Source organism: Pseudomonas sp. DF11, from assembly GCF_058148565.1.
In genome coordinates, this window is sequence record NZ_JBYVYN010000001.1 from 870,372 (window position 1) to 895,716 (window position 25,345).

The 25,345-nt window shown below is 62.0% G+C and carries 23 protein-coding genes; 3 read left to right on the forward strand and 20 right to left on the reverse strand.

What is annotated here, in order from left to right; translation table 11 throughout:
• Positions 1-20 precede the first annotated feature (20 nt).
• Positions 21-608, reverse strand: a complete 588-nt coding sequence (locus AC30D9_RS03550; protein WP_490143443.1) for a TetR/AcrR family transcriptional regulator — start codon at positions 606-608, stop codon at positions 21-23.
• 164 nt (positions 609-772) lie between these two features.
• On the opposite strand from AC30D9_RS03550, the gene AC30D9_RS03555 reads away from it, so the two are divergent.
• Complete coding sequence (locus AC30D9_RS03555) at positions 773-1,561, forward strand: SDR family NAD(P)-dependent oxidoreductase (protein ID WP_307571918.1); 789 nt, start codon at positions 773-775, stop codon at positions 1,559-1,561.
• Positions 1,562-1,660: 99 nt separating this feature from the next.
• Entirely contained in the window at positions 1,661-2,677 is a 1,017-nt protein-coding gene (locus AC30D9_RS03560) for an NADP-dependent oxidoreductase (protein WP_307571917.1), read from the forward strand.
• Between the two features lie 20 nt (positions 2,678-2,697).
• On the opposite strand, the gene AC30D9_RS03565 is transcribed toward AC30D9_RS03560, so the two are convergent.
• The 15 genes from AC30D9_RS03565 to AC30D9_RS03635 form a co-directional block, all read right to left on the reverse strand.
• Positions 2,698-4,308 carry a gamma-glutamyltransferase family protein gene (locus AC30D9_RS03565; protein ID WP_490143444.1) on the reverse strand — a complete coding sequence of 537 codons (1,611 nt, stop codon included), beginning with the start codon at positions 4,306-4,308 and terminating at the stop codon, positions 2,698-2,700.
• Positions 4,309-4,372: 64 nt separating this feature from the next.
• Positions 4,373-5,152, reverse strand: coding sequence for an amino acid ABC transporter ATP-binding protein (locus AC30D9_RS03570; protein WP_134924704.1), 780 nt, complete (start codon positions 5,150-5,152; stop codon positions 4,373-4,375).
• Positions 5,153-5,154: 2 nt separating this feature from the next.
• Positions 5,155-5,931 (reverse strand): amino acid ABC transporter permease, encoded by a 777-nt coding sequence (locus AC30D9_RS03575; protein WP_109753204.1) that lies wholly within the window; start codon positions 5,929-5,931, stop codon positions 5,155-5,157.
• Between the two features lie 12 nt (positions 5,932-5,943).
• Positions 5,944-6,750: an ABC transporter substrate-binding protein gene (locus AC30D9_RS03580; RefSeq protein ID WP_307571916.1), complete on the reverse strand. Its 807-nt coding sequence runs from the start codon at positions 6,748-6,750 to the stop codon at positions 5,944-5,946.
• A 78-nt stretch (positions 6,751-6,828) separates the two neighbouring features.
• Entirely contained in the window at positions 6,829-7,497 is a 669-nt protein-coding gene (locus tag AC30D9_RS03585) for a GntR family transcriptional regulator (protein WP_307571915.1), read from the reverse strand.
• A 238-nt stretch (positions 7,498-7,735) separates the two neighbouring features.
• Entirely contained in the window at positions 7,736-8,677 is a 942-nt protein-coding gene (locus AC30D9_RS03590) for a helix-turn-helix domain-containing protein (protein ID WP_134924708.1), read from the reverse strand.
• A 149-nt stretch (positions 8,678-8,826) separates the two neighbouring features.
• Entirely contained in the window at positions 8,827-9,591 is a 765-nt protein-coding gene (locus AC30D9_RS03595; RefSeq protein ID WP_134924709.1) for a 2-keto-4-pentenoate hydratase, read from the reverse strand.
• Complete coding sequence (locus tag AC30D9_RS03600) at positions 9,588-11,195, reverse strand: bifunctional 3-(3-hydroxy-phenyl)propionate/3-hydroxycinnamic acid hydroxylase (RefSeq protein ID WP_307571914.1); 1,608 nt, start codon at positions 11,193-11,195, stop codon at positions 9,588-9,590. The genes AC30D9_RS03595 and AC30D9_RS03600 overlap by 4 nt, the downstream gene beginning before the upstream one ends.
• Positions 11,196-11,197: 2 nt before the next feature.
• Positions 11,198-12,061, reverse strand: coding sequence for an alpha/beta fold hydrolase (locus AC30D9_RS03605; protein ID WP_307571913.1), 864 nt, complete (start codon positions 12,059-12,061; stop codon positions 11,198-11,200).
• Positions 12,062-12,088: 27 nt separating this feature from the next.
• Positions 12,089-12,691, reverse strand: coding sequence for an amino acid synthesis family protein (locus AC30D9_RS03610; protein ID WP_490143445.1), 603 nt, complete (start codon positions 12,689-12,691; stop codon positions 12,089-12,091).
• A 13-nt stretch (positions 12,692-12,704) separates the two neighbouring features.
• A complete protein-coding gene (locus AC30D9_RS03615; protein WP_109753211.1) occupies positions 12,705-13,154 on the reverse strand; it encodes a VOC family protein in 450 nt (149 codons plus the stop codon).
• A gap of 11 nt (positions 13,155-13,165) precedes the next feature.
• Positions 13,166-14,206: a VPS10 domain-containing protein gene (locus AC30D9_RS03620; RefSeq protein WP_490143446.1), complete on the reverse strand. Its 1,041-nt coding sequence runs from the start codon at positions 14,204-14,206 to the stop codon at positions 13,166-13,168.
• Positions 14,207-14,218: 12 nt separating this feature from the next.
• Positions 14,219-15,013 carry an SDR family NAD(P)-dependent oxidoreductase gene (locus tag AC30D9_RS03625; protein WP_092445563.1) on the reverse strand — a complete coding sequence of 265 codons (795 nt, stop codon included), beginning with the start codon at positions 15,011-15,013 and terminating at the stop codon, positions 14,219-14,221.
• Positions 15,014-15,039: 26 nt separating this feature from the next.
• On the reverse strand, positions 15,040-16,530 hold the full coding sequence (locus AC30D9_RS03630; protein ID WP_134924712.1) for an aldehyde dehydrogenase family protein: 1,491 nt from the start codon (positions 16,528-16,530) through the stop codon (positions 15,040-15,042).
• A gap of 10 nt (positions 16,531-16,540) precedes the next feature.
• Positions 16,541-18,082, reverse strand: a complete 1,542-nt coding sequence (locus AC30D9_RS03635) for an acetolactate synthase large subunit (RefSeq protein WP_134924713.1) — start codon at positions 18,080-18,082, stop codon at positions 16,541-16,543.
• A 274-nt stretch (positions 18,083-18,356) separates the two neighbouring features.
• Here AC30D9_RS03635 and AC30D9_RS03640 point away from each other — a divergent pair, with 274 nt between their 5' ends.
• Positions 18,357-19,109, forward strand: coding sequence for an IclR family transcriptional regulator (locus AC30D9_RS03640; RefSeq protein WP_307571911.1), 753 nt, complete (start codon positions 18,357-18,359; stop codon positions 19,107-19,109).
• 208 nt (positions 19,110-19,317) lie between these two features.
• Here AC30D9_RS03640 and AC30D9_RS03645 read toward each other — a convergent pair whose 3' ends face one another.
• The 4 genes from AC30D9_RS03645 to AC30D9_RS03660 form a co-directional block, all read right to left on the reverse strand.
• Positions 19,318-20,886: a trypsin-like serine peptidase gene (locus AC30D9_RS03645; protein WP_490143447.1), complete on the reverse strand. Its 1,569-nt coding sequence runs from the start codon at positions 20,884-20,886 to the stop codon at positions 19,318-19,320.
• 184 nt (positions 20,887-21,070) lie between these two features.
• Positions 21,071-22,396, reverse strand: a complete 1,326-nt coding sequence (locus tag AC30D9_RS03650; protein ID WP_490143448.1) for an alginate export family protein — start codon at positions 22,394-22,396, stop codon at positions 21,071-21,073.
• A gap of 81 nt (positions 22,397-22,477) precedes the next feature.
• Positions 22,478-23,827, reverse strand: coding sequence for an aminotransferase class III-fold pyridoxal phosphate-dependent enzyme (locus AC30D9_RS03655; RefSeq protein WP_307571908.1), 1,350 nt, complete (start codon positions 23,825-23,827; stop codon positions 22,478-22,480).
• 11 nt (positions 23,828-23,838) lie between these two features.
• Complete coding sequence (locus AC30D9_RS03660) at positions 23,839-25,260, reverse strand: aldehyde dehydrogenase family protein (RefSeq protein ID WP_134924718.1); 1,422 nt, start codon at positions 25,258-25,260, stop codon at positions 23,839-23,841.
• Positions 25,261-25,345 lie beyond the last annotated feature (85 nt).

A 25,345-nucleotide genomic window follows, 5' to 3' on the forward strand; every position in this document is an offset into this window, starting at 1 on the left:
CGGTACCCAACGCCCTCGCATCAAGGCTGCTTCGCCGGCGACGGAGGCAGCGCCGCGATTATCCGGGCACGGCAAACCTCGAGTATTTCATCGGCCAGCGCGGAATCGTCCGGGCAGGCGCGCGACAACATGATCGCACCGACGGCATGCGCCAACGTGTCGAGCATCTTGGCCCTGATCGCCTCCTGGGGCGCGTCTTGCCCGGTCTCGTAGTGGCGCTCCAGTGCGGCCAGCGTGTTTTCTACGCCGCTGGCGAAGGTGGCCTTCAGCTCAGGCGATTGACGCGCAGCGTCCCCACACAGCGCCGCCAGGGTGCAACCGTCGCCCCGGCCATCACGGTGGTCCCTGGACACGTAAAGATTGATGAACTCAGGCACGCCGAGGCCCGCGCTGTCGGTCAGCGATTGCGCAAGGCTGCTGGCGGCCGCTTCTGCCATCAAGTCGGCCTTGGAACCGAAATGTTTGTAGAAACCGCCATGGGTGAAGCCGGCGGCTGCCATCAGGTCCGCCACCCCTATGCCGTCAAAGCCTCGCTCGCGAAACAGGACAGAGGCCGTCTCGACGATGTGCTCCCGATTTGCCTGGGCCTGGGCCTTGGTCACTCGCATTTTTCACTCCCTCGTGCTGCTCGAAAATCATGCTCGCATCATACATAGATGTCGAGTGTAATCAAATTCGTTGACAGCTTAGATTTCGATCATCATCATAATAACAAGACACTAGCAATGCAGCGCATGACTCGCCCCTCAATCCTTGAAGAAGAGACTGCCCCATGGACACTCGCACAACCGTTCTCATCACTGGCGCCTCCACCGGCATCGGCGCTGTCTATGCCCAGCGCTTTGCGCAACGTGGACACGATCTGGTCCTGGTGGCCCGCGACAGCGCGCGCCTGGAAGTGCTGGCTGCCAAGCTGCGCAGCGAACACAACGTTGCCGTCGATATTCTCCAGGCCGACCTGACCCAGACCAGCGACCTGACGACCGTCGAAGCCCGGCTGCGCGACGACGCCAACATCGGCATCCTGGTCAATAACGCCGGTGCCGCCCAATCCGGATCCTTCATCGAGCAATCGACCGACAGCGTCGCGCACCTGGTGTCGCTCAACACCACCGCGCTGGTCCGGCTGGCCAGCGCCATCGCTCCACGCCTGGTCAAAGCGGGTGACGGTGCGATCATCAATATCGGCTCCGTGGTTGGCCTGGCACCGGAGTTCGGGATGTCGGTCTACGGGGCGACCAAGGCCTTCGTGTTGTTTCTGTCCCAGGGACTCAGCCTGGAACTCTCGCCTAAAGGCGTCTACGTTCAAGCTGTCCTGCCAGCGGCCACCCGTACCGAGATATGGGAACGCGCGGGCATCGATATCAATACCCTGAATGAGATCATGGAAGTCGGTGACCTGGTGGATGCCGCGCTGGTTGGTTTCGATCGGCGCGAGCCAGTGACCATCCCACCCTTGCATGAAGAGGCACGCTGGGATGCCTTGCAGGCCGCGCGCCAAGGCCTGCTCGGGCAAATCAGGCAATCCCATGTTGCCGAACGCTATCAAGAGCCGGCGTGATCATCGTCTAGCAGGCGCCGGCGCGAAGGAAAGCGCCGGTATTTCTGGATGCCTGGCCGGGTGATCACTGCGCTGCATCCCTTATGAGAGCAAAGCACCATGAAGGCATTTTCAATCGACCGCTACGGCAAGAACAATGGCCGTTTGGGCGACCTACCGGCCCCTGAGGTGGGTGACCACGACGTTCTGGTCCGCGTGCATGCCGCCAGTGTCAATCCACTGGATTCCAAGATCAGCAAAGGCGAATTCAAACTGATCCTGCCCTATTCATTTCCCTTGATACTGGGCCATGACTTGGCCGGGGTCGTGGAGCGTGTGGGATCCGGCGTCCAGCAATTCAAGCCGGGTGATGAAGTCTATGCCCGCGCCCCGGACGGGCACATCGGCACCTTCGCCGAGCAGATTGCAGTGAACGAAAATGCCCTGGCCATGAAACCCATGAACGTCAGCATGGAAGAAGCCGCCGCCCTGCCCTTGGCCGCCCTGACGGCCTGGCAGGTACTGGTTGAAACAGCCCGGTTGAAGAAAGGACAAAAGGTGTTCATCCAGGCCGGTTCAGGTGGCGTCGGCACCCTCGCCATCCAGCTTGCCAAGCACCTCGGCGCCTTCGTTGCGACCAGCACCGGTACCGGCAATGTGCAGTGGGTCAAAGCCCTCGGCGCGGACGTTGTCATCGATTACAAACAACAGGATTTCGCCAGCGTCCTGCGGGACTATGACGTCGTGTTGAACAGCCTGGGCGCCGATGAGCTGGAAAAATCCCTGGAGATCCTCAGACCCGGCGGCCAGCTCATTTCCATCTCGGGCCCACCCACCCCGCAGTTCGCCCAAGCCCAGGGTTTTTCCTGGGTGCTGAGACTGATCATGGGCCTGTTGAGCAGCGGCATCCGCCGCAAGGCCCGCCGAAAGGGTGTGAACTACACATTCATGTTCATGCGCGCCAGTGGCCCTCAACTGCGCGAGATCACCCCGCTCGTCGAGGCCGGCATCCTCAAGCCGGTGGTTGACCGATCTTTCCCCCTCGACGCGACGGCCGATGCCCTGGACTACGTCGAACAGGGGCGGTCCAAGGGCAAGGTCGTCATCAAGATCCACTCAGGAATGACCGATGAGTGAACCCGGTTTACCTGCGGGCATCACCAAACGGCTATGTGTGAATCCGCCCGGGGTTCGGTCCCGCCGCACAGCACACCACTGGCCGGGTCACGCAGGATGATCTGGCCACGGCCATAGTCGGTCAGGTCGCTGGCGATCTGAACCTCATGCCCCCGTCGCGCCAAGGCATTGGCCAAGTCCCGTGACGCCCCGTGCTCGATCCCGACCTTCATGTCCCCCAGCCATTGCCAGCGCGGTGCGTCCAGGGCCGCTTGCGGGTTCAGGCCGAAATCCACCAGGTTCATGACCATCTGCACATGCCCCTGGGGCTGCATGTAGCCGCCCATTACGCCGAAGGGGCCGAGGGCCTCGCCATCGCGGGTGAGAAATCCGGGAATGATGGTATGGAAGGTCTTCTTGCCCGGGGCCAGGCAGTTGGCGTGGCTCGGATCGAGGCTGAACTCCTGCCCGCGATTCTGCAGGGCGATACCGCTGTCGGGCAGCACCACGCCGGAGCCGAACCCGTGGTAGTTGCTCTGGATGAACGAGACCATATTGCCCTCACCATCCGCTGTCGCCAGGTACACCGTGCCGCTGGCGTGGGGGTCGCCGGGCTTGGGTGGTTGGGCCTGTTCGCCGATTTGCCCGCGCCGGCGGGCGCTGTAGTCATCACTGAGCAGGTCCGCCACCGCCACACGCATGTGCAGCGGGTCGGTGATGTAGTGCAGGCCATCACTGTAGGCCAACTTCATCGCCTCCAATTGGCGATGCCAGGTCTGCTGGCTGTCACGGTGATCGAAGTCGAAGCCCTCTAGTATCTTCAGCGCCATCAAGGCCACCAGGCCCTGCCCACTGGGCGGGATTTCCCAGACATCCACGCCTCGGTAATTGACGTGGATGGGGTCGACCCACTGGGCGCGGTAATCCCTGAGATCCGAGGCGCGCAGGTAGCCGCCGCTGGCTCGGGAATGGGCGTCCAGGCGCTCGGCCAATGCACCGCGATAGAGGCTTTCGCAGTAGGTGTCGGCCAACTCCTGGAGCGTGCGGGCCTGGGCCGGGTTGCGAAAAACCTCCCCGGCCCGTGGCGCGCGACCTTCGATCAGAAAGGTATCGAACCAGGTCTCCAGGACGGCATCGCGATGGGGCGTGAACTCCTTCACCGCGACCTGCCATTGATGGGCAACCACCGGCGACAATGCAAAGCCGTCCCGCGCCAGGCTGATCGCCGGTTGCAGCAGCTCGGCAAAGGGCAGCTTGCCAAAGCGTCGGGACAACTCGGCCCAGGCCGATGGGCAACCTGGGACGGTCACTGGTGTCCAGCCATAGAGCGGCATCTGTTCATGACCCGCGGCTCTGACCGCTTCGATACTCAAGGCGGCGGGTGCATGGCCGTTGCCGTTGAGGCCGTGCAACTGCCCCTTGCACCAGACCAGGGCGAAGGCGTCACCGCCGATGCCGCAACCGGTGGGCTCCACCACCGTCAGCGTCGCCGCCGTGGCGATGACGGCGTCGATGGCATTGCCGCCTTTTTGCATGATCTCGATGCCCGCCTGGGCAGCCAGGGGCTGGGACGCGGCGACCATGCCCCGGCGGGCGAAAACGCTCTGGCGTTGCGACGGATAAGGGTATTCGTGGGCAGAAAATTTCAGCATGGCGAAGGCTCTTCAATACAGGAATTGATTGACCGGACTCAGGGGATAGACAACCTTGCAGCGGTCATAGCACCCGGCTGAGAAAAGCCCGGGTACGCGGGTGGATGGGGTGACAGAAGATTTGCTCTGGCGGCCCTTGCTCGATGAGCTCGCCCTGGTCCAGTACCACCACGCGGTCGGCCACTTCCCGGGCAAAACCCATTTCGTGGGTCACCACGACCATGGTCATCCCCTCCTCGGCCAACTCCTTCATCACTTGCAACACCTCGCCGACGGTCTCCGGGTCGAGGGCGCTGGTGGGTTCGTCGAACAACATGGCCTGGGGTTTCATGGCCAGGGCCCGGGCGATCGCTACCCGCTGTTGCTGGCCGCCGGAGAGCATCGATGGGTAGTGATCGGCCTTGTCCGCCAGGCCGACCCGCTGCAGCAACCCGCGGGCCTGCTCCAACGCGGCGGAGCGAGCCACGCCGAGCACCTGGATCGGCGCCTCGATGATGTTCTCCAGGGCAGTCATGTGGGGGAACAGGTTGAAACGCTGGAAGACCATGCCGATGTCCCGGCGCTGGCGGGCGATGTTGCGCTCCGACTCACGCACCAGGCTGCCGTCGGCCCGCTCGCGATAACCCATGGCCCGACCATTGACGCGGATACGTCCGCCCTGGATGTCTTCCAACAGATTGATGCAGCGAATGAATGTGGTCTTGCCCGAGCCGGAGGCACCGATCAGCACCACCACTTCACCGCGCCGCACTTGCAGGGAAATACCCTTGAGAATCTGCAGCTCGCCGAAGGACTTGTGGACGTCCAGCGCCTCGATAATCAGCTCTTCGCTTTTGTGCGCCATGGTTAACGAGCCCTCAGCAGGTTCAGGGTGCTGCGACCGAACATCCGCGTCGACGCCGGCGGTGGCGACGAAGGCCGGTCCGACTGGCCGAAACGGGCCTCCAGCCAGCGCTGGAAAAAGCCCCACAATGTAGTCAGCAACAGGAAATAGATCGCCACCACCAGGTACAGCTCGAACACCCGGAACGTCGCCGACGTGACCATCTGGGTACTGAGCAACAGTTCCTGGACGCCGATCACGCTGACCAGCGTGGTGTTCTTGAGCATCACGTTGAACTCGTTGCCCAACGGCGGAACGATGACCCGGAACGCCTGGGGCAGGACAATGCGGCGCATCAGCTTGGCGAAGGTCATGCCCAGGGAACGCCCGGCCTCGTATTGGCCCTTGTCCACCGCGCCAATGCCGGCGCGGATGATCTCGGCCATATAGGCACCCTCGTTGAGGCCCAGGGCAATGATCGCGGCCTGGATATTGCCAGGAATGACCAGGCCGAACAGGTCGATGTCTTCGAAACGGAAGATCCCGCCGGCGGCCAGCGCGGTATAGAGAAAGACAATCTGCACCAGCAACGGCGTGCCGCGCATCAACCATACATAGAAGCGCACCGGCAGGTTCAGCAACGGGTTACGCGACAACCGCAGCAACGCCGCGGCCAGCCCCAGCACACAGCCCAGGAGCATCGCCAGCACGCTGATCAGGCAGGTCAGCCAGAGCCCGGTGAGGTAGACCCCACTGGGCTGTAGCAGGTACTGCCAGAACACATCCCAATTGAAATTCATCGATGGTTCACCTCAATCGAGTGTGTCACTGGCGACATGCCATTTACCGAGCAGTTGGTTGTAGCTGCCATCGTTGCGCATATCGCCGATCACCTGCTGCACGGCGGCGGTCAGTTGCGAATCGTCCTTGCGAATACCCAGGCCGGTGAGAATCCGGCTGAAGGCCGGCACCCCTTCCTCGAACAGGTCGGGTGCCATGGCGGCGTAGTAACCGGCGGTTTCCACGGTGGTGCCGTAGGCGTCCACCTGGCTGATGCGCAGGGCCTGGAAAGCATCGGTGTCGGTGTTGTAGACCACCAGCTTCATCGCCGGCTTGCCGGCCTTGGCCAGGGTTTCGTTCTCGGCGTCGAGCAGGGTCTTGATGGTGGAACCGTTGAGCACCGCGACCTTGTGCCCGGAGAGATCCGGCAATGTCTTGAGGCCCTTGGGATTGCCCTTGGGCACCACCACCGCCTGGCTGGAATACATGTAGTTGACGATGTCGATCACCTCGCGGCGCTCGGGCTTGTCAAACAGCTGGTCGACGATCATGTCGCACTGTCGGGCCAGCAACGCGGGGAGCAACCCGGAGAAGGGAATGACCCGCCATTCGACCTTCTTGTCGCCCAGGCGCTTGGCGATTTCAAGCCCCAGGTCCACGGTCAATCCCTTGGGTTTCTGCGCCTCATCGAAGGACACCAGCGGCGGCGAATCCATGCCTGAGCAGTAGACGAGTTTATCGACCTTGAGCAAACGTTCCGGGACAACGGGCGCGGCAACCGCCCACTGCGCACAGAAACCCAAGGATATAGCGGCAACCAACAGGCGAGGCTTATGCATGACCAGACACTCCAGTTCAGTAAGTAACGGGCAGTACTCAAAGTCAAAACACGGGCAGGCTCTAACGTCCTGCTCTCGTTATTTTTTCGATTGCAGGAACTCGATCAATTCAGGAACGGTGCCTTCGATGTGTGCACGTACCACCGCCTCGGCCTTCTCGGCGTCGCCAGCACGCAGCGCGTCGAGGATCAGCATGTGCTCCTGGCGTGCGCTCAGGGGCTTTTCCACATGCTGCAACCACAGACGCATGGGCGCTTCGATCAGGGAATAGAGCGCGCTGATCTGCTTCAACAAACGGGGGCGACCACTGAGGCTGCACAGGTACTCATGGAAAGCGCGATGACGGCTGACCCACTCGGCGCTTTCCTCGCGGTAATCGTCCATCTCGTCGAGCAAGCGCTCCAAGGCGGCCAACTGGCGTTCGCCGATTCTGGCTGTCGCGACACGGACCGCCAGGCCTTCCAGGGCACTGCGCATTTCGAAGACTTCGTGCAACTCTTCGATGTCCAGGCCGCTGACAATCGCTCCCCGATTGGGCCGCAGAGTCACCAGGCCCTGGGCATCCAGACGGCGAAAGGCCTCGCGCACCGGCATCCGGCTCATGCCGATCTCGTTGGCAATGTCCTCGGCAATCAATCGGTCGCCTTTGCGTAACCGACCGCCACAAATGGCATCGAGCAGGAAGTTGTACGCCTCCTCTTCGGCAGTCATGGGCGGGCGTTCAGCGTAAGTCGGAACGAACTGCATGGCAGCACCTTCTGCATTTTTGTATCCAATTATCCATGAATTCAAAAAAGCAGAATGCGTGCCAACTTCGCAAGCATCTGTGCAAGCCGTTGATCTTAAGGAGTTTGTTCGAAGAAGCAGCAGGCAGCACTGAGGGCTTACCACCGGCTCAACCGCACACCGGTGCTACTAAATAGCTCAGCGAGTGATCTTTAAGTGTGCAAGACGGTGGATCGGTAACACCGCAGGCAGCGGTCCATCATGCCGATGCCCTGGGCGTATCTGACGGCGACTCGCCGAACAGCGCCCGGTAATGGGCCGCAAAATGACTCAGGTGGTAAAACCCCATCGCCATGGCAATTTCACTGACGTTCAATGTGGCCGCATGGGTTGCGATCAGACGCCGGCGCACGGCGTTAAGCCGCAGGTTACGCAGGTACTCCATCGGACGCATCCCGGTGACCGCCTGGAAACTGTTTTGCAGGGTCCTGCGACTGACCCGCAATTGCTCGCACAGATCGAGGATGCTCAAGGGCACCTCTGCGCTGGCGTCGACCAGTTCCTGGCAGCGCTTGACCAGGTAGGCGCTGACGGCAAAATTGCCGCGGCGGCCACGCACCTCGTCCGAGGCGTGACTGAACAGGTCGAGGAAGGCGTTGAGCAGGACGTCCTCGAGGATTTTTTCCGAGGCGGGATTGACGGCGTCCGCCTGTTCCAAAAGGTGGCCAAACATTGGGTGGATCCTTTGCTGCACCCTACGCAGTACCACCTCATCCACGCTGACTTGGGACACGCTTTTCAAGCGCTTGAGTTGTTCACTCGACAGTTCATAGGCCGCCAGCTTGGCGAACCGTACCGTGTCGACATTGGCCGCGAAGAAGTGCGTACCTTCCGGGGCGTGCAAGACGAAGTCTTCACCATCGCGCAGCAGCACGACGCTGTGGGCGCCCACCTGGTGCCCCTGGACCACCGGCGCACCGCCCAGCGACATGGCAATGCACAGGCGCCCTTTTGGCGCGCAACCACGCTGCACCACCCGTTTATCCAGCACCTCCTGGAAGATCTGGAAACGCTCGGCGCACACCTGCCGCAGCTCACTGGAGAGGCATCCACGCCCGAGCTGGTCGTAGACTTGTTGCCAGCCCAGGATGGAGCCGGCGTGTTGCTGAGGATCATTGAAAGTACGAACTTCGGCGAACATGATCATTGTTCCTCGGTGGCCCTGCCCTTACTGCCTGATGCTGCAGGGGCTGCCGAATGCTACGAGGCTGCGATCTTTCCCCAGACACTTGAATCTCGAGCGAAAGATCAAAGGATCGCAGCCTTCGGCAGCTCCTGCGTGAACAGTACCTATTGCTGGAAAACCAAAGCCAGTTCCATGCCAAGCATGTGCAACCGGTATTCGGCGGCCTGGATGTCCAAGGGCGCTAACAAAGAGCCGGAAAGCACCACCTGACCCGCTTCAACGCACTGCCCATCGGCCAGCACGCGCCGCACCAGCCAGCACAGGTTTGCCTGGGGTGTGTCCTCACGCGCCTGGGCATTGCCTTCGCCACAGGGCTCCCCGTCGCATTCCAGGCGATAGTTCACGTGGGCCAATTGCTCAGGATGAAACCTGATTCGCGAGCCAAGGCAGTAAAGCCCCGCGGCGGCATTGTCGGCCAGAAACGCGCCGACGCCGAAGCGCCAGCCCTGCCAGCGACAATCGGCAATTTCAAACGCCGGCGCGACCTCGGACACGGCGGCCAGAATATCCTCGTCACTGTAAAAACCGGGCACCAGCGTACGCCCCAGGACAAACGCCAATTCGATTTCCAGCTTGGGCTGGATCAGCCGTGCAAGCGCCAGCGTACTGCCGGGCTCCACGCTCATGCCATCGGTCAGTCCGCCCAATACCGGTTCATCAATACCGAAACGGTCCTGGGCGGCGCGGCCCGCGAACGCCACCTTCCATCCGGTCAACTGCTCACCAGCGACCTGGCGTCGGCGCATTGCCTCGCGCTGCAAGGTGTAGCCCGCCGACAGGTCGAAGGCGTGAGGCTCCAACGAAGGCAACGGGTGTACGGCCTGCGCGGCATCGTGAAGCCGGACCAGCAGATCGTCTTCGCGCCTCATGAGAGTTGCTCCGCCAGCTTACGCAATACGCCTTCGAGCCGCTCGGGTGTGGTGATCGCCGCGACAAACCGATCCGGCCGCACCACCACGATGCAATCACGCACCTTGGCAAACCATTCGCCCAGGCGGTTATCGACATCCTCGACGCAAATGGCACCATCGACAGACAAGGGTTGGTTACGCCCTACGCCACTGCGCGAACGATTGATCTGGATGAAGCGTGTGTCCCAGCGCGCCCACCAGGCGGCGGTTTGCTCGCTGAGCTGTTCGCTCGGATTGACCCGATACCCCAGCACCGCATAGGAATGCCCTAACACCTCGTCCAGGCGCCGGCGCTGGCCCTGGGCATCTTCGATAGACGGTTGGATGAACAACTGCCCGACCAGATCATCCTCATGCAGCTCGGCGCGCTCGTGATACACCAGGCCTTTGGTGATGGTCGCCTTGGGTTTGAACTTGAACTCCAACAAGTGTGAGCGAAGGTTGTCGACGCTGTTGACGGCCTGGAACAACCAGTCCCGGACACCGGCCATCAGCGGATTGGTCAGCCCCAGGACGGCGCCCATGTTGTCGGCCAACGCAATGAGATCGGTCGCATGCCCACGGCGTTCCTGATCGTAACTGGCAAGAATCGCCGGCGACGCCCGCCCTTGGAGAATCGCGGCGAGCTTCCAGGCAACGTTGGCGACATCTCGCAGGCCCGAATTGAGCCCCTGCCCGGCCCAGGGCGGGGAAATATGCGCCGCATCCCCCACCAGAGCCACCCGCCCCTGGACAAAGCGCGCCGCGACCCGGGAGTTATGGGTGTAGGCGCGGATCCGGATGATTTCCAGTTGATCGACCGCATCGCCGATATGCCCACGGATCAAGTCCCGGATCGTTGCCTCTTCGCACATCCTGGTCTCGTCTTCGCCCTCCAGGAGCATGAACTCCCAGCGCCGTTGCTGATACGGCAGGTAGATGCAGACAAAGGGGCGTTGAGGGTCGGCATGCAGGGCCGTGTAGGGTGCATCCAGGGTGTCGTTGGCCGTGTCGATCACCACCCATTTGCGCGGATGGGTCAGCCCCAGCAGTTCAATACCGAGCTTCTTGCGCACGCTGGAACGACCGCCATCGGCGCCGATCACGTACTGCGCCTGCAATTGATACGGCTCACCCCGGGCATCGCGCACCTGCAAGGTCACGCCCTCGGCATCCTGCTCCAGGTCGAGCATTTCATGGCCCTGGCGCAACTCGACGCTGGTGTGTTTGCCCAGTTGTTCGCGCAACGTCGTTTCAAGTAACTGTTGCATGAAGATGTTGCGCATCGGCCAGCCATAGTTTGCGGTGCTCGGCTTGACCTCGGCAAAACAGACGCCTCGCGCATTGTAGTAACGCAAAGGCACGTTGCAGATCATGTCGCGCGCGGCCAGCTCGGCGATGCCGATACCCTGCAACACACGCAGCGCCTCGTCATCCATGCCCACCGCGCGCGGATACGGCAGGACGCCGTCAGCCAATTCAAGGACGATGCAGTCGATTCCGTACAGCCCCATGTAATGAGCGGCCGTGATCCCGTTCGGGCCGCCGCCCACGATGACAACCTGGGTTTTCTCCTGCTTCATCGCTATTCACCGCTTTGTTGTTGTGGTTTTAGGCATTGGTCGTGCAAGTAGTCCCTGACGACACGGTTGAAGGTGTCCTCCTGGTCGTCATGGACATAATGGCTGGCATCGGCGATTTGTGCTGTGCGCACCTGCGGATTGGCCTCTTTCATAGCCTCCAGGGTCGCCTGGGGCAGGAAATCGGAACGCGCGCCGCGGATGAACAGCGTCGGGCAATCCAGGGCCCGAACCGCCGGCCACAGATCGGTCGGGGTGATGCTCAAGCGCGCCTCGGCAATCCCGGCCTGGTCATGGCGCCAGCCGATGCCTTCCGGTGTTTCCTTCATCGAGTGGGTCAATCTGGACGTCAGCCCCTGGGCAGACAGACCCGGCCGCGATCGGCGCCAGAATTGCGCGGCGCTTTCCCAGTCGGGAAACGACAGCGGCGTCTGGCTCATCTCGCGACGGATGCGCTCTGCACCGTCGCCGCTGACCGACGAACCGGGGCCGATGTCTTCGATCACCAGGGCTTGCAGGCGTCCGGGATTGAGCCGGGCATACTCCAGCGCATTGGTGCCGCCGAGGGAATGCCCGATCAGGACGAAACGCTCCAGGCCCAGGTGCGCGACCCAATCTTCCAGATCACTGACATAGGCCTCGGTCCGGTAGCTGGAAGCTTCTGCCCAGTCACTGTCGCCACGACCGCGCTGATCCAGGGCATAGCAACAGTACTGCTCGCCCAGTGCATTGGCCAATGACGTCCAGGTCTGGGCATAGGCGCGCAACCCATGCAGCATCAGGACGGGAATGCCCGATGCATTGCCCCAGGACAGATAGTGCAGGCGCATCCCGGATCGATTGGTGAAGAACTGGCTGTTTGCAGACATTCGTTTGCTTCCCACGATCAACGCACCTCAATACAGGCCGTCATTACCCTTCACGTCCGCAACCTGGAGGCCACCGAGACGTGCATGCAAGCGCCCGCGCGTGGCGAAGGCCCAGATGATGACCAGCTCGTCGGCCGAGGGACCATCACCGAACGAAAGCGAAATGCTGTCGTAGTGCGAGCGGACATACAGCGCGTCCTTGTGGGCCAGCGGCACATCGATGGTCACGCCAGGCCCGCCACGCTTGCCTGTGGAAGGCACCCAGGACTTGCCGCCGCCCAGTGCGACACGGATCGGATCCGCCGCCGGATTGGTCAACAATGCATTGCCATGCTCGTACTCGCCCTGGCTGCCCACCAGGCACGCCTTGCCGTAACTCACGATTTCCCGCTGGCCGGCCAGAGCCTGGATGCGTCGACCAAACTCCTGGCCCAACAACGGTGAAGGCTCGATCAGCTCGGCCAGGCTTTCACTGAAACGGCCGGCATAGGGGTTGGCGATCACCGCGCCAATGGCGTACTTGAACAGCGGCTCACCATCGGCCAACTGGCCCGTTTCATTGGCCAGGGTTTCCTCGACAAAGCTGTACCATTTGCGAATGTGGTAGCTGGCGAAATTTGCGGTTTTCATCAGACGTATCTCCTTAAAGTGGGTCGAGATCAAAGTGGCGGCTGGGCGCCCCAGCGGCCTTGAAGCGGGCCTTGCCGCGTGCATCGTCGTGTTCGGACTCGAGGAAAAATTCCATGCGATTGCCATCGGGGTCGTTGAAATACACGCCGTTGCCGATCTCGTGGTCGGTGATCTTCACCACCTCGACGCCCTTTTTCAGCAACATGCCGTAGAGCTTGCGCAGGGTGGTCATGTCGCCCGCGATCTCCAGCCCGTAGTGCTGCAACCCCAGGCCGCCCTGGTGGGCTCCGGGTTCCGCGCGGAGCAACGCGATGTCGTGATGCTTGGCACCAAACGCCATCATGATCCAGCTTTCACCCCGGGCGCTTTCATGCATGCCCAGCACGTCGGCGTACCAACGTGCCGACACTTCAGGGTCGCTCACGAACAACGACAGGTGAGTACGAACGACTTCGACTTTCATCGCGCGATACCTCAGTTCTTCTTGATGATGGATTGATGCCCGGACTTGATTTGCGCCACGGCGGGCGTCCAGAGCACATCAGCGATTTCACTGAATTCACGCCACTGCTTCTGCCAGCCGTCACCGCCGTTCTCGGAGGTGAACAGATGCCCGTACTTGGTACCAGCGACGATCTGGCGAGGGTCGGCAGGGTTCAAGGCAATCGCCCAGACACAGGAGTTGGGTTGTTGCGGCAATGGCAGCACTTCCCAACTGAGGGCGGCATCCCGCGAAACCAGCACCTTGCTGGTCGTGCCCGGTGTGCCGTCGGAAATGCTCAGGTAAAGGGTATCTTCGCTGCCCAGCGGGGCATTCATGGCGCGCACGTAGTACAGGCCGAAAGCTTCCCGGGCGACGATGCCGGTCCAGGTCAGCCCCTCGTCGAGACTGCGGTAAACGGCGTTGACGCACACCACCACAATGACCTTTTGCCCATGGTTGGGCAAAACCAGGATGTTGTGCACGTCCGAGTTGAAGTCCCATAGCAAGCGGTCATCGACGCGGGTCCAGCTATCGCCACCGTCGCGGCTGTGGAACAGCCCACCCTCCTCCAGGCCGAACCAGAGCTGGTTGCGATCCGTCGGGTCGTAGGCGAAGGCTAGCAAGCGCGGACGACTGACGCCATCGCAGAACTCCGGAATCTCCACCGGGGCACGATCCCAGCTCTGGCCGCCGTCCAGGGTGCGCCACAGCACCGCTCGCGAAGGCGCGCCGGTGCCGACGAAAATGCGCTGTGCATCCTGTGGATCCACGGCCACCTTCCAGACGGTCTGCCCATTGAACGGCGAATCCACCCGCTGCCAATAGCCTCCGGTGTCACGGCTGATGCACAAGCCGACGTCGGTGCCGGCGTAGATCACCTCCGGCGTCCCCGGATGGACACTCAGGGATCGGGTGATTGCATCGAATTCCAGATCCTGGCCCAGCCCCAGGCGATGCCAGGTACGACCATCGTCGGCGCTGCGGATTACCGCCTGCCCTACGGTGGCGACCAAAAGGGTTCCGTTACTCATCACTGTTGCTCCTCAAATGAAGATGCCACGGGTCAAGCCGCCATCGATGCCAATGGATTCCCCGGTCACGGCACCGGCCTTGGGGGATGCGAGGAAACCGATCAACCAGCCCATTTCGATGGGCGCCAGGGTGCGTCGAATCGGCGTCGCGTCGATGTAACCCTGCTCCACCTGCTCGGGCGTCTTGCCCTGCTTGACCCCTTCGCGCTCGTACAGCTCCTGGATGTGCGGGGTATCCACTACACCGGGGTGGATCAGGTTGACCGTGATGCCCGATGGGCCCAACTGGTCGGAGAGGGTCTTGGTCATGTGGGCGATGGCCAGGTTGCGCATGCCCGAGAGGACTTTGCTGCCACGCCCGGTCAGGCCACCGATGTTGATGATGCGACCGAAACCGCCGGCCTTCATGTGCGGGGTCACCGCCTTGGCGCAACGGAAATAGCCGATCACCTTGGTGTTCAGGTCCGAGAGCAATTCGTCGTCACCGGCGTGTTCGATGTCGTTGCGCACCACACCGGACGGTGCCGCGGCGCCGTTGACCAGGATGTCGATGCGGCCGAAGTGCTTGTGGGCCGCCTCGACCATGTCGGACACCGCCGACATCTGGTTGGTGTCACAGAACAACGGCAGCACTTCGTTGCCGGTCTCTGCGGTGATTTCCTCGGCGGCCTGCTGGAGAAACTCCATGCGCCGCGCACAGATCACCACCTTGCAACCTTCCTGGGACAGAAAACGCGCGACTTCCTTGCCGATACCCATACCACCGCCGGTGACGATCGCCACGCGGCCTTGCAATTCCAGATCCATAGCAGTTCCTCTTGTGATTGTTCGGCTCAGGCGAGATCGACGAAGACACTTTTGGTTTCGGTGTAGGCATCGATCACGTTCTTGCCCATTTCCCGGCCCCAGCCGGATTGCTTGTAGCCGCCAAATGGCGAGGCTGGGTCGACGACGTTCCAGCAGTTGATCCACACCGACCCGGCCTTCAACTGCGCAGCCACGCGATGGGCGGAACGCAAGTCACGGGTCCAGAGACCGGCGGCCAGGCCGTAAGGCGAGTCGTTGGCGCGCAGCACCAGCTCGTCGATTTCGGTCCAGCTCATGACGGTCAGGACCGGGCCGAAAATTTCTTCCCGGGCGACACAGGCACGCTCGGCGCGGTCGAGAAACACGCTGGGCTGAATGAAGTGCCCCTGTTCCAGATGAGCCGGCCGGTCACCACCGCAGATCAGTTCGGCGCCTTCTTCCTGGCCCCGCTGCAGGTAGCCACGCACCGTGCCCAATTGCCGGGCCGAGACCAGCGGGCCCATGCTGCTGGCCGGATCCAGACCTGGCCCCAACACATGGGCGGCCGCGTGGCGCTGGAGTTCTTCCAGCACCTGGTCGAGGACGCTGGCGTGCACGTACAGGCGCGATCCGGCGGTGCAGACCTGGCCTTGGTTGTAGAAAATGCCGTCGGCGGCGCCTTTGGCGGCCCGGACGATATCGGCGTCCGGCAGGATGATGTTGGGAGACTTGCCACCCAACTCCAGCGAAACCTTCTTCATGTTGCCGGTGGCGGCCTGGGCGATCAGCCGTCCCACCTGGGTCGATCCGGTGAAGGCGATCTTGTCCACGTCCGGGTGCTGGGCCAGCGGTGCGCCGGTATGCACACCAAGACCGGTGAGCAGGTTGACCACCCCGGCCGGGAAACCGGCGGCCTCGATCAGTTGCACCAGGCGAATGGCAACCAGGGGCGTCTGCTCGGCGGGCTTGAGCACCGCGACACAACCGGTCGCCAGCACCGGGCCGAGCTTCCACACACACATGGTCAGCGGGAAGTTCCACGGCACGATCAACGCACAGACGCCCACCGGCTCGCGCAAGGTGTAGTTGAGCATCGGCGCGCCACTGGAAGGCGATACCGGCAGCGTGCTGCCTTCGATCTTGGTCGGCCAGCCGGCAAAGTAGCGAATGATGTTGGCGGCACTCGCCGCCTCCCCGCGGGCGTTGGCAATCGGCTTGCCGTTTTCCAGGGTGATCAGTTGCGCCAACTCTTCGCGGTGCTGGTCGAGCAGTTCCGCCAGGCGAAACAGCAACAACCCACGCTGGGCCGGCGACTGCTGCGCCCAAGTCCCCGTGAAGGCCGCGCGGGCAGCAGCGACAGCGGCATCCACGTCGCGTTCGCCGCCTTCGGCGACTTCAGTCAGGGTCTGTTCAGTGGCTGGGTTCTCCACGGCAAACCGGCGGCCATTGGCGGCGTCCTGCCAGGTGCCGCCGATAAACAGGCGTCCCGGTTGCGACAGGAACTTCTCGACGGCAGGTAATAATTGGATCTGGTTCATATCCACTCCTTCACAGCGCCATTTCAATCAGGCAAGGACCGCCGTCGGCCTTGGCATTGGCCAGGGCCCGATGCAACTCACCATTGGTGTGCACGGTGCTGGCCGGCAAGCCATAGCCCTTGGCCAAGGCTTTCCAATCGATGCGTGGACGGTCCAGTACGGTCAGGCTCAAGGCCTCGGGGCCCAGTTCGGTCATGCCGAAGCGGCGCAGCTCGTTCTGCAAAATGGCGTAGCGATGGTTGGCCGCGATCAGGATCACCACCGGCAGTTGCTCGCGGGCGATGCTCCACAGGGTCTGGATGGTGTACTGGGCACTGCCGTCCGATTGCAGGCAGAACACCTGGTTGCCACGCTCGGCCATGGCGGCGCCAAAGCCCACCGGAATACCCTGGCCGATGGCCCCGCCGGTGTTGGTCAAGACCCGATGCCGCGCGGCGTGGGCCGAGGCGGTGAAGAATGGATAGCCACACGTCCCGCCTTCCACCGAAACGATGCAATCGTCCGGCAGCGATGCGGCCAACACTTGCCCCACAGACTGGGGCGTCAACGTGGCATCGCCTGGTGGCAGCTCGATACCCATTGGCGTTGGCACATAAGCCGGCGCCTCAAGCGCATCGGCAAGCGCAGTGAGCGCTCCGGCGACGTCGTCCCCGACTTCCGCCAGGCAGAGCAGGCGTTCACGTTCAGCCAGGCGAGAAGCGATGCCTTCGTAGCCGAAATAACTGATCGGGTCCGGCACACCGGCGCAAACCACCGCGTCGTATTGGTCAAGGATCTCAATGGCCACTTCGGGGAAGTAAGGCAGACGATCCAGGTCAGGCAGGCCACCACCGCGATAGCTCAGGCGTGGAAAGGTTTCGGCGAACAGGCGCACACCCGGCAACTGGGCCAGGCGCCCCGCCGCTTCGAGCCCGGCGACGGACAAGCCTTGGTCGCCAACGATAAACACCAGGCGCCGGCCATCACGCAATGCCTGGGCGACCGCCTCGATCCGGTCACCGGCAAAACGCCGAACCGGGGCCTGCAACACGGTGAAGGCGCGTTCACGCTGTACTTCATGGGCTTGCAGGTCCATTGGCAGGATCAGGCTGGAAATCTGCCCCTTGGCTTGCCAGGCCGCGCGCACGGCTTCCTGGAAATCTTCCCCTACGCCTGACGCGGTGCGCGACGTGCGCACCCAACCGGAAACGCTCCCGGCCAGCGCCTGGATATCACTGGCCAGCGGCGGATCGTAATTGACGTGCCATGACGCATGATCGCCGATGACGTTGACGATCGGAGTATTGGCGCGCCGCGCGTTGTGCAGGTTGGCAATGCCATTGGCAAAGCCAGGCCCCAGGTGAGTCAGGGTCATCGCCGGTTTGCCGGCAATCCGGCCGTAGCCGTCCGCAGCACCGGTGCATACCCCTTCGAACAAGGACAACACCGGCTTGAGGGCTGGCGCACTGGCCATGGCTGCCACCAGGGGAATTTCAGTCGTTCCGGGATTGGCGAAGCAGTATTCGATACCGCTCGCCACCGCCGCCTTCACTATCAGTTGCGCACCATTCATTTCCAGCCCTCTCGATCGAGCGTTTGCAGTGGCTGAGATTTATCACACAGGATAATCGACAAAACAAGCTATTTTTCTGCATAAAAATCATATTTTGAGATTTATGCATTTTTATTGAGATAAAACCGCCACAAATGCGCTTGTATTTCTCAGGCATTGGGTTACCGTGACAACGCGCTCCTGAGCGAGCCCGCGGGCTTTTCATCACCGCCGCGGCTACCTATAGTGCTCACCCAACGACCACCTACGCGCCATTCCCCCCTTTAGGAGCGAAATGAGCAGTCTGAGCAAAATGCTGAGTGTGCTGGACCTCTTTGGCCCGGCAACGCTGAAGATCGACCCCGATACCATCGCCGAGCGCATGGGCCTGTCACGGGCGACCGTGTACCGCTACGTCAAGGATTTGTGTGACGCCGGCCTGCTGGTGCGGGTGGATGCCGGCAGCTATGGCCTGGGGCCGCGCATCATCGAACTCGACTGGATGATGCGCCAGTACGACCCGATCCTCGTGGCGGGCCGCGAGTTGATGCACGAGCTGTCCGAAGCCACCGGCCTGGCGGTGTTCGCCAGCGTTTTCTATGACGGACACATCATCAACACCTACATCGCCGAACCCAATGACACCTACCAGTTCGCATTCGGACGCGGCCAGCCGCTGCCGTTTTTTCGCGGTGCGCAGTCCAAGGTGTTGATCGCCTTTCAAAAGGGTCGACGCCTGCAACGCCTGTTCGAGGAACACCTGGCCAATGACCCTGACAGCACCTACGACTGGGCCAGCTTTTCCAAGGCAGCGAAAAAGATCCGCAAGGACGGCTATTGCCTGACCCACGATGAACTCAACCTGGGGCTCACCGGTATCGCGGCGCCGATCGTCAACCCAGGGCTCGACGAGGTGGTGGGCAGCCTTTCGGCGGTCGGCAGCACCCACAACTTCAAGCTGCTGCGCCAGGAAACCGTGATTGAGATGGTGATGGACACTACCCGGCGGATTGCTGAACGAATGCACAATCCGCCCGCTGCCGGCTAGAAACCCGAGGCTGCTCACTCAAGAGAAACGCTAACACCGTGGCAAGGGATTTATCCCCGCTGGGTTGCGCAGCCCCAAAATGCGCTCACATCCTGCCCATAATCAAGATGAACGTCGTCGCCTTGCCGATGGAGGTCACGGTGACCTCCACCAAACTATATTTGTTGCCAGTCGTCTGGTTCAGACACTGTGTCACTACTGTTGGCCATCACTGTCGCTCTCTTGCGACACCCACCTTCAAAAAGAACGTGGCCGTCCTATCGCTAGACATGGCAGTGACCTGCAATACACCCGTTCTGGAACCGGCCACCAGCGTCGGCGACGTTGCATCACCCTCGGCGTTCGTCTGCACGATCGGAGTCTGATCGTCCCCGTCGAACCGCGTCCCTGTCCCACCATCATCAGCGACCGCGAAGGTGACATCCGCGCCCACAACAGCCGCGTCCAGCGGGTCTTTCGCCCGCGCGGTCAATGGATTCGGGAACCGGCTGCCCACCGGGGCTACCTGAAGGTTCCCCGCCTGCACCTGTAGCGACTGAACCTCGCCTGGGCCCCGCGACATCACGTTCAAGGAGATATTGTTTCCCCCGCGGGCTTGCCCTGTATCGGACAGTAACCGTACCCGGCCGTCGGTGATTTGGCCGTCGGGGACGGTGTCATCCACGCGGAGCGTCACCGACTGTGCCGTGGTCCAGTCTGCCGCGCTTGGCAGGGTGCATGACGCGGCATTACCGTCCTCGGCAATCCACTTGGTGGTTCCACTCTGGCAGGACACGTCGGTGACCGTGGTATGTGTGGGGGGCTGGTAATACAGCTGTTCACCGGCCGCTCCTTCCACCGGAGCCTGCCCGTCCACCTGCGTCACTCGTACCGGCACCTGTACTGCAACTGCACCAGGCTTGGCCACCGGCACCGTCGGCTGTTCCACTGGGGTACTGCCCTCGGGCAACCTGCCATCGAAATACCGCGCGATACGGGGCCAAATGCTACTCATCTGCGCGCCAGCGTTATATCCTGAACTGAAGCCAAAATTCAGGGCAATTACCGTATTGGTCCCCGCGTCGATCACTGGCGATCCGGAAGAACCCGACTCAGTATCGCAATTGTATTTTGCGAAATCGCTGAGGTCGTTGTTTTGCACTTCAGTCACCCAGCAGGGACGCCCGTCATCGTGAAGGCGCGAGATCCGCTTCGGCCCAGCCTTGGGATGCCCCACAACGTAAACCGGGTCGCCAACCTTCGAGATACGCGTATCCAAGCCCAGATAGCCGAAGGAATCCAGAGCGCCGCTGTCGACCACATCCTGATCCAAAGCAAGTAGCGCAAAATCCTCCCATGCATGGGAGGCCACGACTCGCTTGACCGGCACCCGAATAGCAGGCCGCATGGCATCCGACTCACAACTGGACTCCTCGTAATCGAACGCCACGACCATCCGAGTCAGATCCGGGTTCTCACCGACAACATGCAGGTTGGTGAGCACAAGGTTTCCGGGGCCTACCCGCCACGCAGTCCCATAGCTGCGCCCTGTATAGATCCTGCCCACCGCGCGCGAGCGCTGGTACTTTGCCGGATCCGACGCCTGTACGCACCGAGCCTTCTCGAGCTGACTCTCCCCGATGATTTGACCCGGTGTAATCGGGGTGGGAGGCAGTGGCTGCATGCTAGCGACCGCCGCCCCAGCACCCAATACCAACCCAACAGAGGCCAGCATCAATCCACATACAGCCGAGCGCATGGCCAGCGACACGGGCGTTTTTTCCGGTTGGGTCGGCATGCGGGTACTCCAATCGCGTAAGGGACGATGGAGCGATTTATGAGATGGAACGTACTCGCTGCCTACTGTCAGAGCTGACAGGTTTGAGCAGGTTGCAGACGGATGGTCGGGGCTGGCTGGACACTGCCCCCTTGGCGAGGAAGCAAGCTCGCTTGCCACGGGCTCAGGGAACCAGTCCCCCGCTTCAGAACGGAACGGCCACCGTCACCTGGCTGTACACGTTGGTGCCATTGCCCGTCACTTGATTACCCCCCGTCGTTGCATCCCGATCCGGCTTGTAGAGGCCTATCAGCGGGGTGATGATCAAATGCTCGTTGACAGCCCACTCGGCATACACATCCAGCTCACGGGCATCCAGGTTCAGGGCGTTGTCTTTACGCACGGTGTTGTAATCGAAGTACAACGCACCAAGGGTCAGGTTTTCCAATGGCGTGGCCTTCAAGCCTACATGGTGGATCGCCGTATTGCTGTTGAATGGCCCGGCGTAGTTGCCCCCGACTTCCCCCTGGAACCAGGTGCCATAACCCGTGCTCTGCCCGGTGAACAGCGAGTCCCACTTCTGCGAATAGCGGGTGTAGCGGTACGTCAGCTTGGGCGCCCAGGCGATATCGGCAAAGGTGTAGCCGGCCTCGGCGTACCAGGCGTTCTGTGGGCCGGCGTTCTTGTCCTGCCAGGCGTATTCGAATGCCAGGCTGGCATTGTCGATACCCGCGTCGCCTTCCCCACGAATGCTGTAGACGTTCATGTCCTTGCGTTGCTTCTGGAAGTCGCTGGCCCACCGCTCGTTCACGTCGAGGCCATGCACCCATGTCAGGCCCAACGTACCGGCCTTGGCAGTGTAATCCAGCGTGCCGGCGGCCAATTCGGTTTCGGCCTGGGCACGGTTGTCGGACTTGAGCCATACCACACTGCCATGCAACCCATCCTGCCCGCCCAGGCGCAACACGGCGGTTTGATCGAAGGCGTGCCGGGCCGCCAGGTAATAGGCCCCACCACGATTCAAGCGACCATCGGCCGGCCCTTTGCCCAGGTTCGGCCCGTCATCGTTGATCAAGAATCCCCGGCCCAGCTTGACCACCTGGCGGCCACCGGAGATATCGATACCGTTCTGCCCCAGCACAGGGAACAGATCGGCGGAGCGCCAACCCAGGTAAGCGTCTTCGATCTTGGTGGTGCGCTCGGACCCAAGGGAATTACCGGCCGGATCGCCATCGCCCCAAGTGGCGGAACTGATCAGGTTGAACGCACCGTAGGCAGTGCCATGGCCGGCCAGGCCCTGGTCGCCGCTGACGCCATACTTGATGAAACCTTCGCGCCAGGTTGAACCGCCGGGCGTGCCGTCGTAGTTCTTGCGGCTGTTGAAATGGCCGAACACCGCCAGCAGGTCGGCGTTGAGGTGAGTGTCTTCATCGGCATACAACTCATAGGCCTGAACCTGACTCGTGGCACAAAGCGCCAGCGTACAGGCAAGGCCACTGCCGAAAAAATCCATACGAGATAGAGACCGCATGGCTGGAGCTCCTTGTGGTGCACCTTTGAAGGCCGTCTTTATATTCAGGAGCCGGCGCAGGACTCTGCGCCGGCTATCAGGCTAGCGGCAATCGGCGAGCGCGCTGTCCAACGCGCCGACCATCAAGGCGGCCTCGTCGCTGGTGAGGGTCAGTGGTGGCGACATAACGATTTTGTTGCCGATCGGGCGCATCAAAACGCCGGCCAGGCGCGCTTGCTCGGCGATGCGCGAGGCCAGGCCGTTGGCTGGGTCAAGCGGCTCGCGCGTGGCCTTGTCCGCCACCAGGTCCACGGCGATCATCAAGCCTTTGCCGCGTACCTCGCCCACCACCGCATAACGTTCGGTCAGCGGTTGCAGTTGCTCCAGCAACTGGGCTCCGACTGTTCCCGCGTTACCCGGCAGATCCTCGGCCTCGACAATGTCCAGCACCGCCAGGGCCGCCGCACAAGCGGTCGGATGCCCGCTGTAGGTGTAGCCGTGCATGATCACGCTGCTGAAACCCGGGCCGTTCTCGATGGCATCGACGATACGCTGGTTGAAGACCGTGGCGCCCATGGGGATGTAACCGGCAGTGATGCCCTTGGCCAGGCACAGGACGTCGGGCGCGACACCCCAGCCGCGACTGCCGAGCATGCAGCCGGTGCGGCCGAAACCGGTGACCACTTCATCGGCGATCAACAGGATGCCGTGGCGGTCACAGACTTCGCGCAGCCGCTTCCAGTAATGCGCGGGCGGCACGATCACGCCGCCGGCGCCTTGTACCGGTTCGGCGATCAGCGCGGCAACGGTCTGTGGGCCAAGCAGCGCGATCTGGTCTTCCAACTGACGAATGCAATGAGCGGTCAATTCTTCCGGATCGCGGCAGTCCCAGGGGTTGCGGTACAGCCAGGGCGTATCGAGCAGATGACAGCCGGCCAATAGCGGCCCGTGGTTGTAGTGATAGACCCCATTGCCGCCCACCGATGTACCGCCCACGTGCACGCCATGGTAGCCATTGCGCAGCGACAGAAAGCGCGTACGCCCTGGCTCACCGCTGGCGATCCAGTATTGGCGGGCCATTTTCAGTGCCGTCTCGACCGCATCGGAACCGCCGGAACTGAACAACACCCGCGCCATGTTTTCCTGGGCGAACATCGACGTCAGCCGCTCGGCCAGATCGAACACCCGCGGATGGGCGATGCCGTCAAAGGTCTGGTAATAGGCCAGCTCGTCCAGTTGCGCAGCGATGGCCGCCTTCACTGAAGCCCGGTTATGACCCACGTTCACGTTCCACAGACCGCCGACACCATCGAGCATGCGATGGCCCTCGATATCGGTGATGTAGTTACCGTCGCCACGGGCGATGATCAACGTCTTGGAGCGATTGGCTGGCGCCGAAGAACTCATCGGGTGCCAGAACTTCTTCTGTGCTGTCTTGTATTGCTCGTACATGGTTGCAGTCCTCATTCTGTTTCACGCTTGCGTACGTACAGCAGTTGCTGGCCGGTGAACTCCAGCAACCCTTCAAGGCCGAACTCGACGCCGAACCCGGACATCTTGCTGCCGCCAAACGGCGTATTCGGCTGGATCTGCGCATGGCAGTTGACCCAGGCCATGCCACATTCCAGGCGACTGGCCAATGCCTGTGCCTGCTCGCTGTCGCGTCCCCAGACCGATCCGCCCAAGCCCATGTCGCCGGCGTTGGCGCGGCGCAGGACATCCTCGATATCCTGATAGGCAATCAGGGGCAGCACCGGACCGAACTGTTCCTCGTCCACCAGGCGCTGCCCATCGGTGACATCGGCGACCAGCGTCGGCGGATAGAAAAAGCCCGGGCGGTCCAGACGGGCACCGCCACACAACACCCGCGCCCCATGGGCACGGGCATCGGCCACCAGTTCCTCCACCAGCGCCAACTGCTCGAGGTTCTGCACCGGGCCAAAAGTGACCCCAGGCGCCAGTCCGTCACCCACCACCTGACGCCTGGCGATAAGGGTCAGGGCCTCGGCAAAGGCCTCGTACTGGGATTGGTGGATGTACAAACGCTTGAGGGCAGCGCAGGTCTGCCCCATGTTCAGGAAGGCCGCCTGGAAAATATCTTCGGCGACCGCCTCGACCGACGTGCCCGGCAGCACGATGGCGGCATCGTTGCCGCCCAGCTCCAGGGTCAGGCGCTTGAGGTTGCTCGCGGCGCCGCGCATCACGCTTTGGCCGGTGGCGGTCGAGCCGGTGAAGACAATTTTCTGGATACCGGCGTGGGCGGTGATCGCGCTGCCGAAACCTTGTTCACCGGTCACGCTACTGATCACGCCACGAGGCACATGGCGAGCGATGATGTCCACCAGGCGCAGGGTGCTCAAGGGAGTCAGGCTGGACGGTTTGCTGATCACGCAGTTACCGGCCCGCAACGCCGGCATGATGTGCCAGACGGCGATCATGAATGGCCAGTTCCAGGGCGTGATCGACGCCACCACGCCCAATGGCTTGCGGTGCAGTTCAATGCGCTGGGTCGGGGTTTCTTCCACCAGTTCGACGGGAATCTGCTGCTCGGCGGCATAACGCGTCCAGGCCACTGCGCCCATCACTTCGGAGAATGCCAGTTCCAGTGGCTTGCCCTGCTCCAGGACAATGAGCCGGGCCAACGACTCGGCTTCCTGTTCAAGATCGGCAGCGATGCTCAGCAGACGCTGGCGGCGGTCTTCGTGAGTGCTGTGTCGCCACTCGACAAAGGCCGCTTGCGCCGCTTCGACGGCCAGGTCCAGTTGGGCCAGGGAACCGGCCGGGCAGCGGGCGAACACGGTACCGGTCGCCGGATTGAACACATCGAAGTGGCCGTTTTCACCGTCGACCCGAGCCCCATTGATGAGCATTTGATAATCGTGCATAGCACCTTCCTTTCACGCGCTGACGAACCGTCCGGAACGACAGCGGACTTGTTTTCTGGGTGGATAGACGTTGTCGCTTGACGCC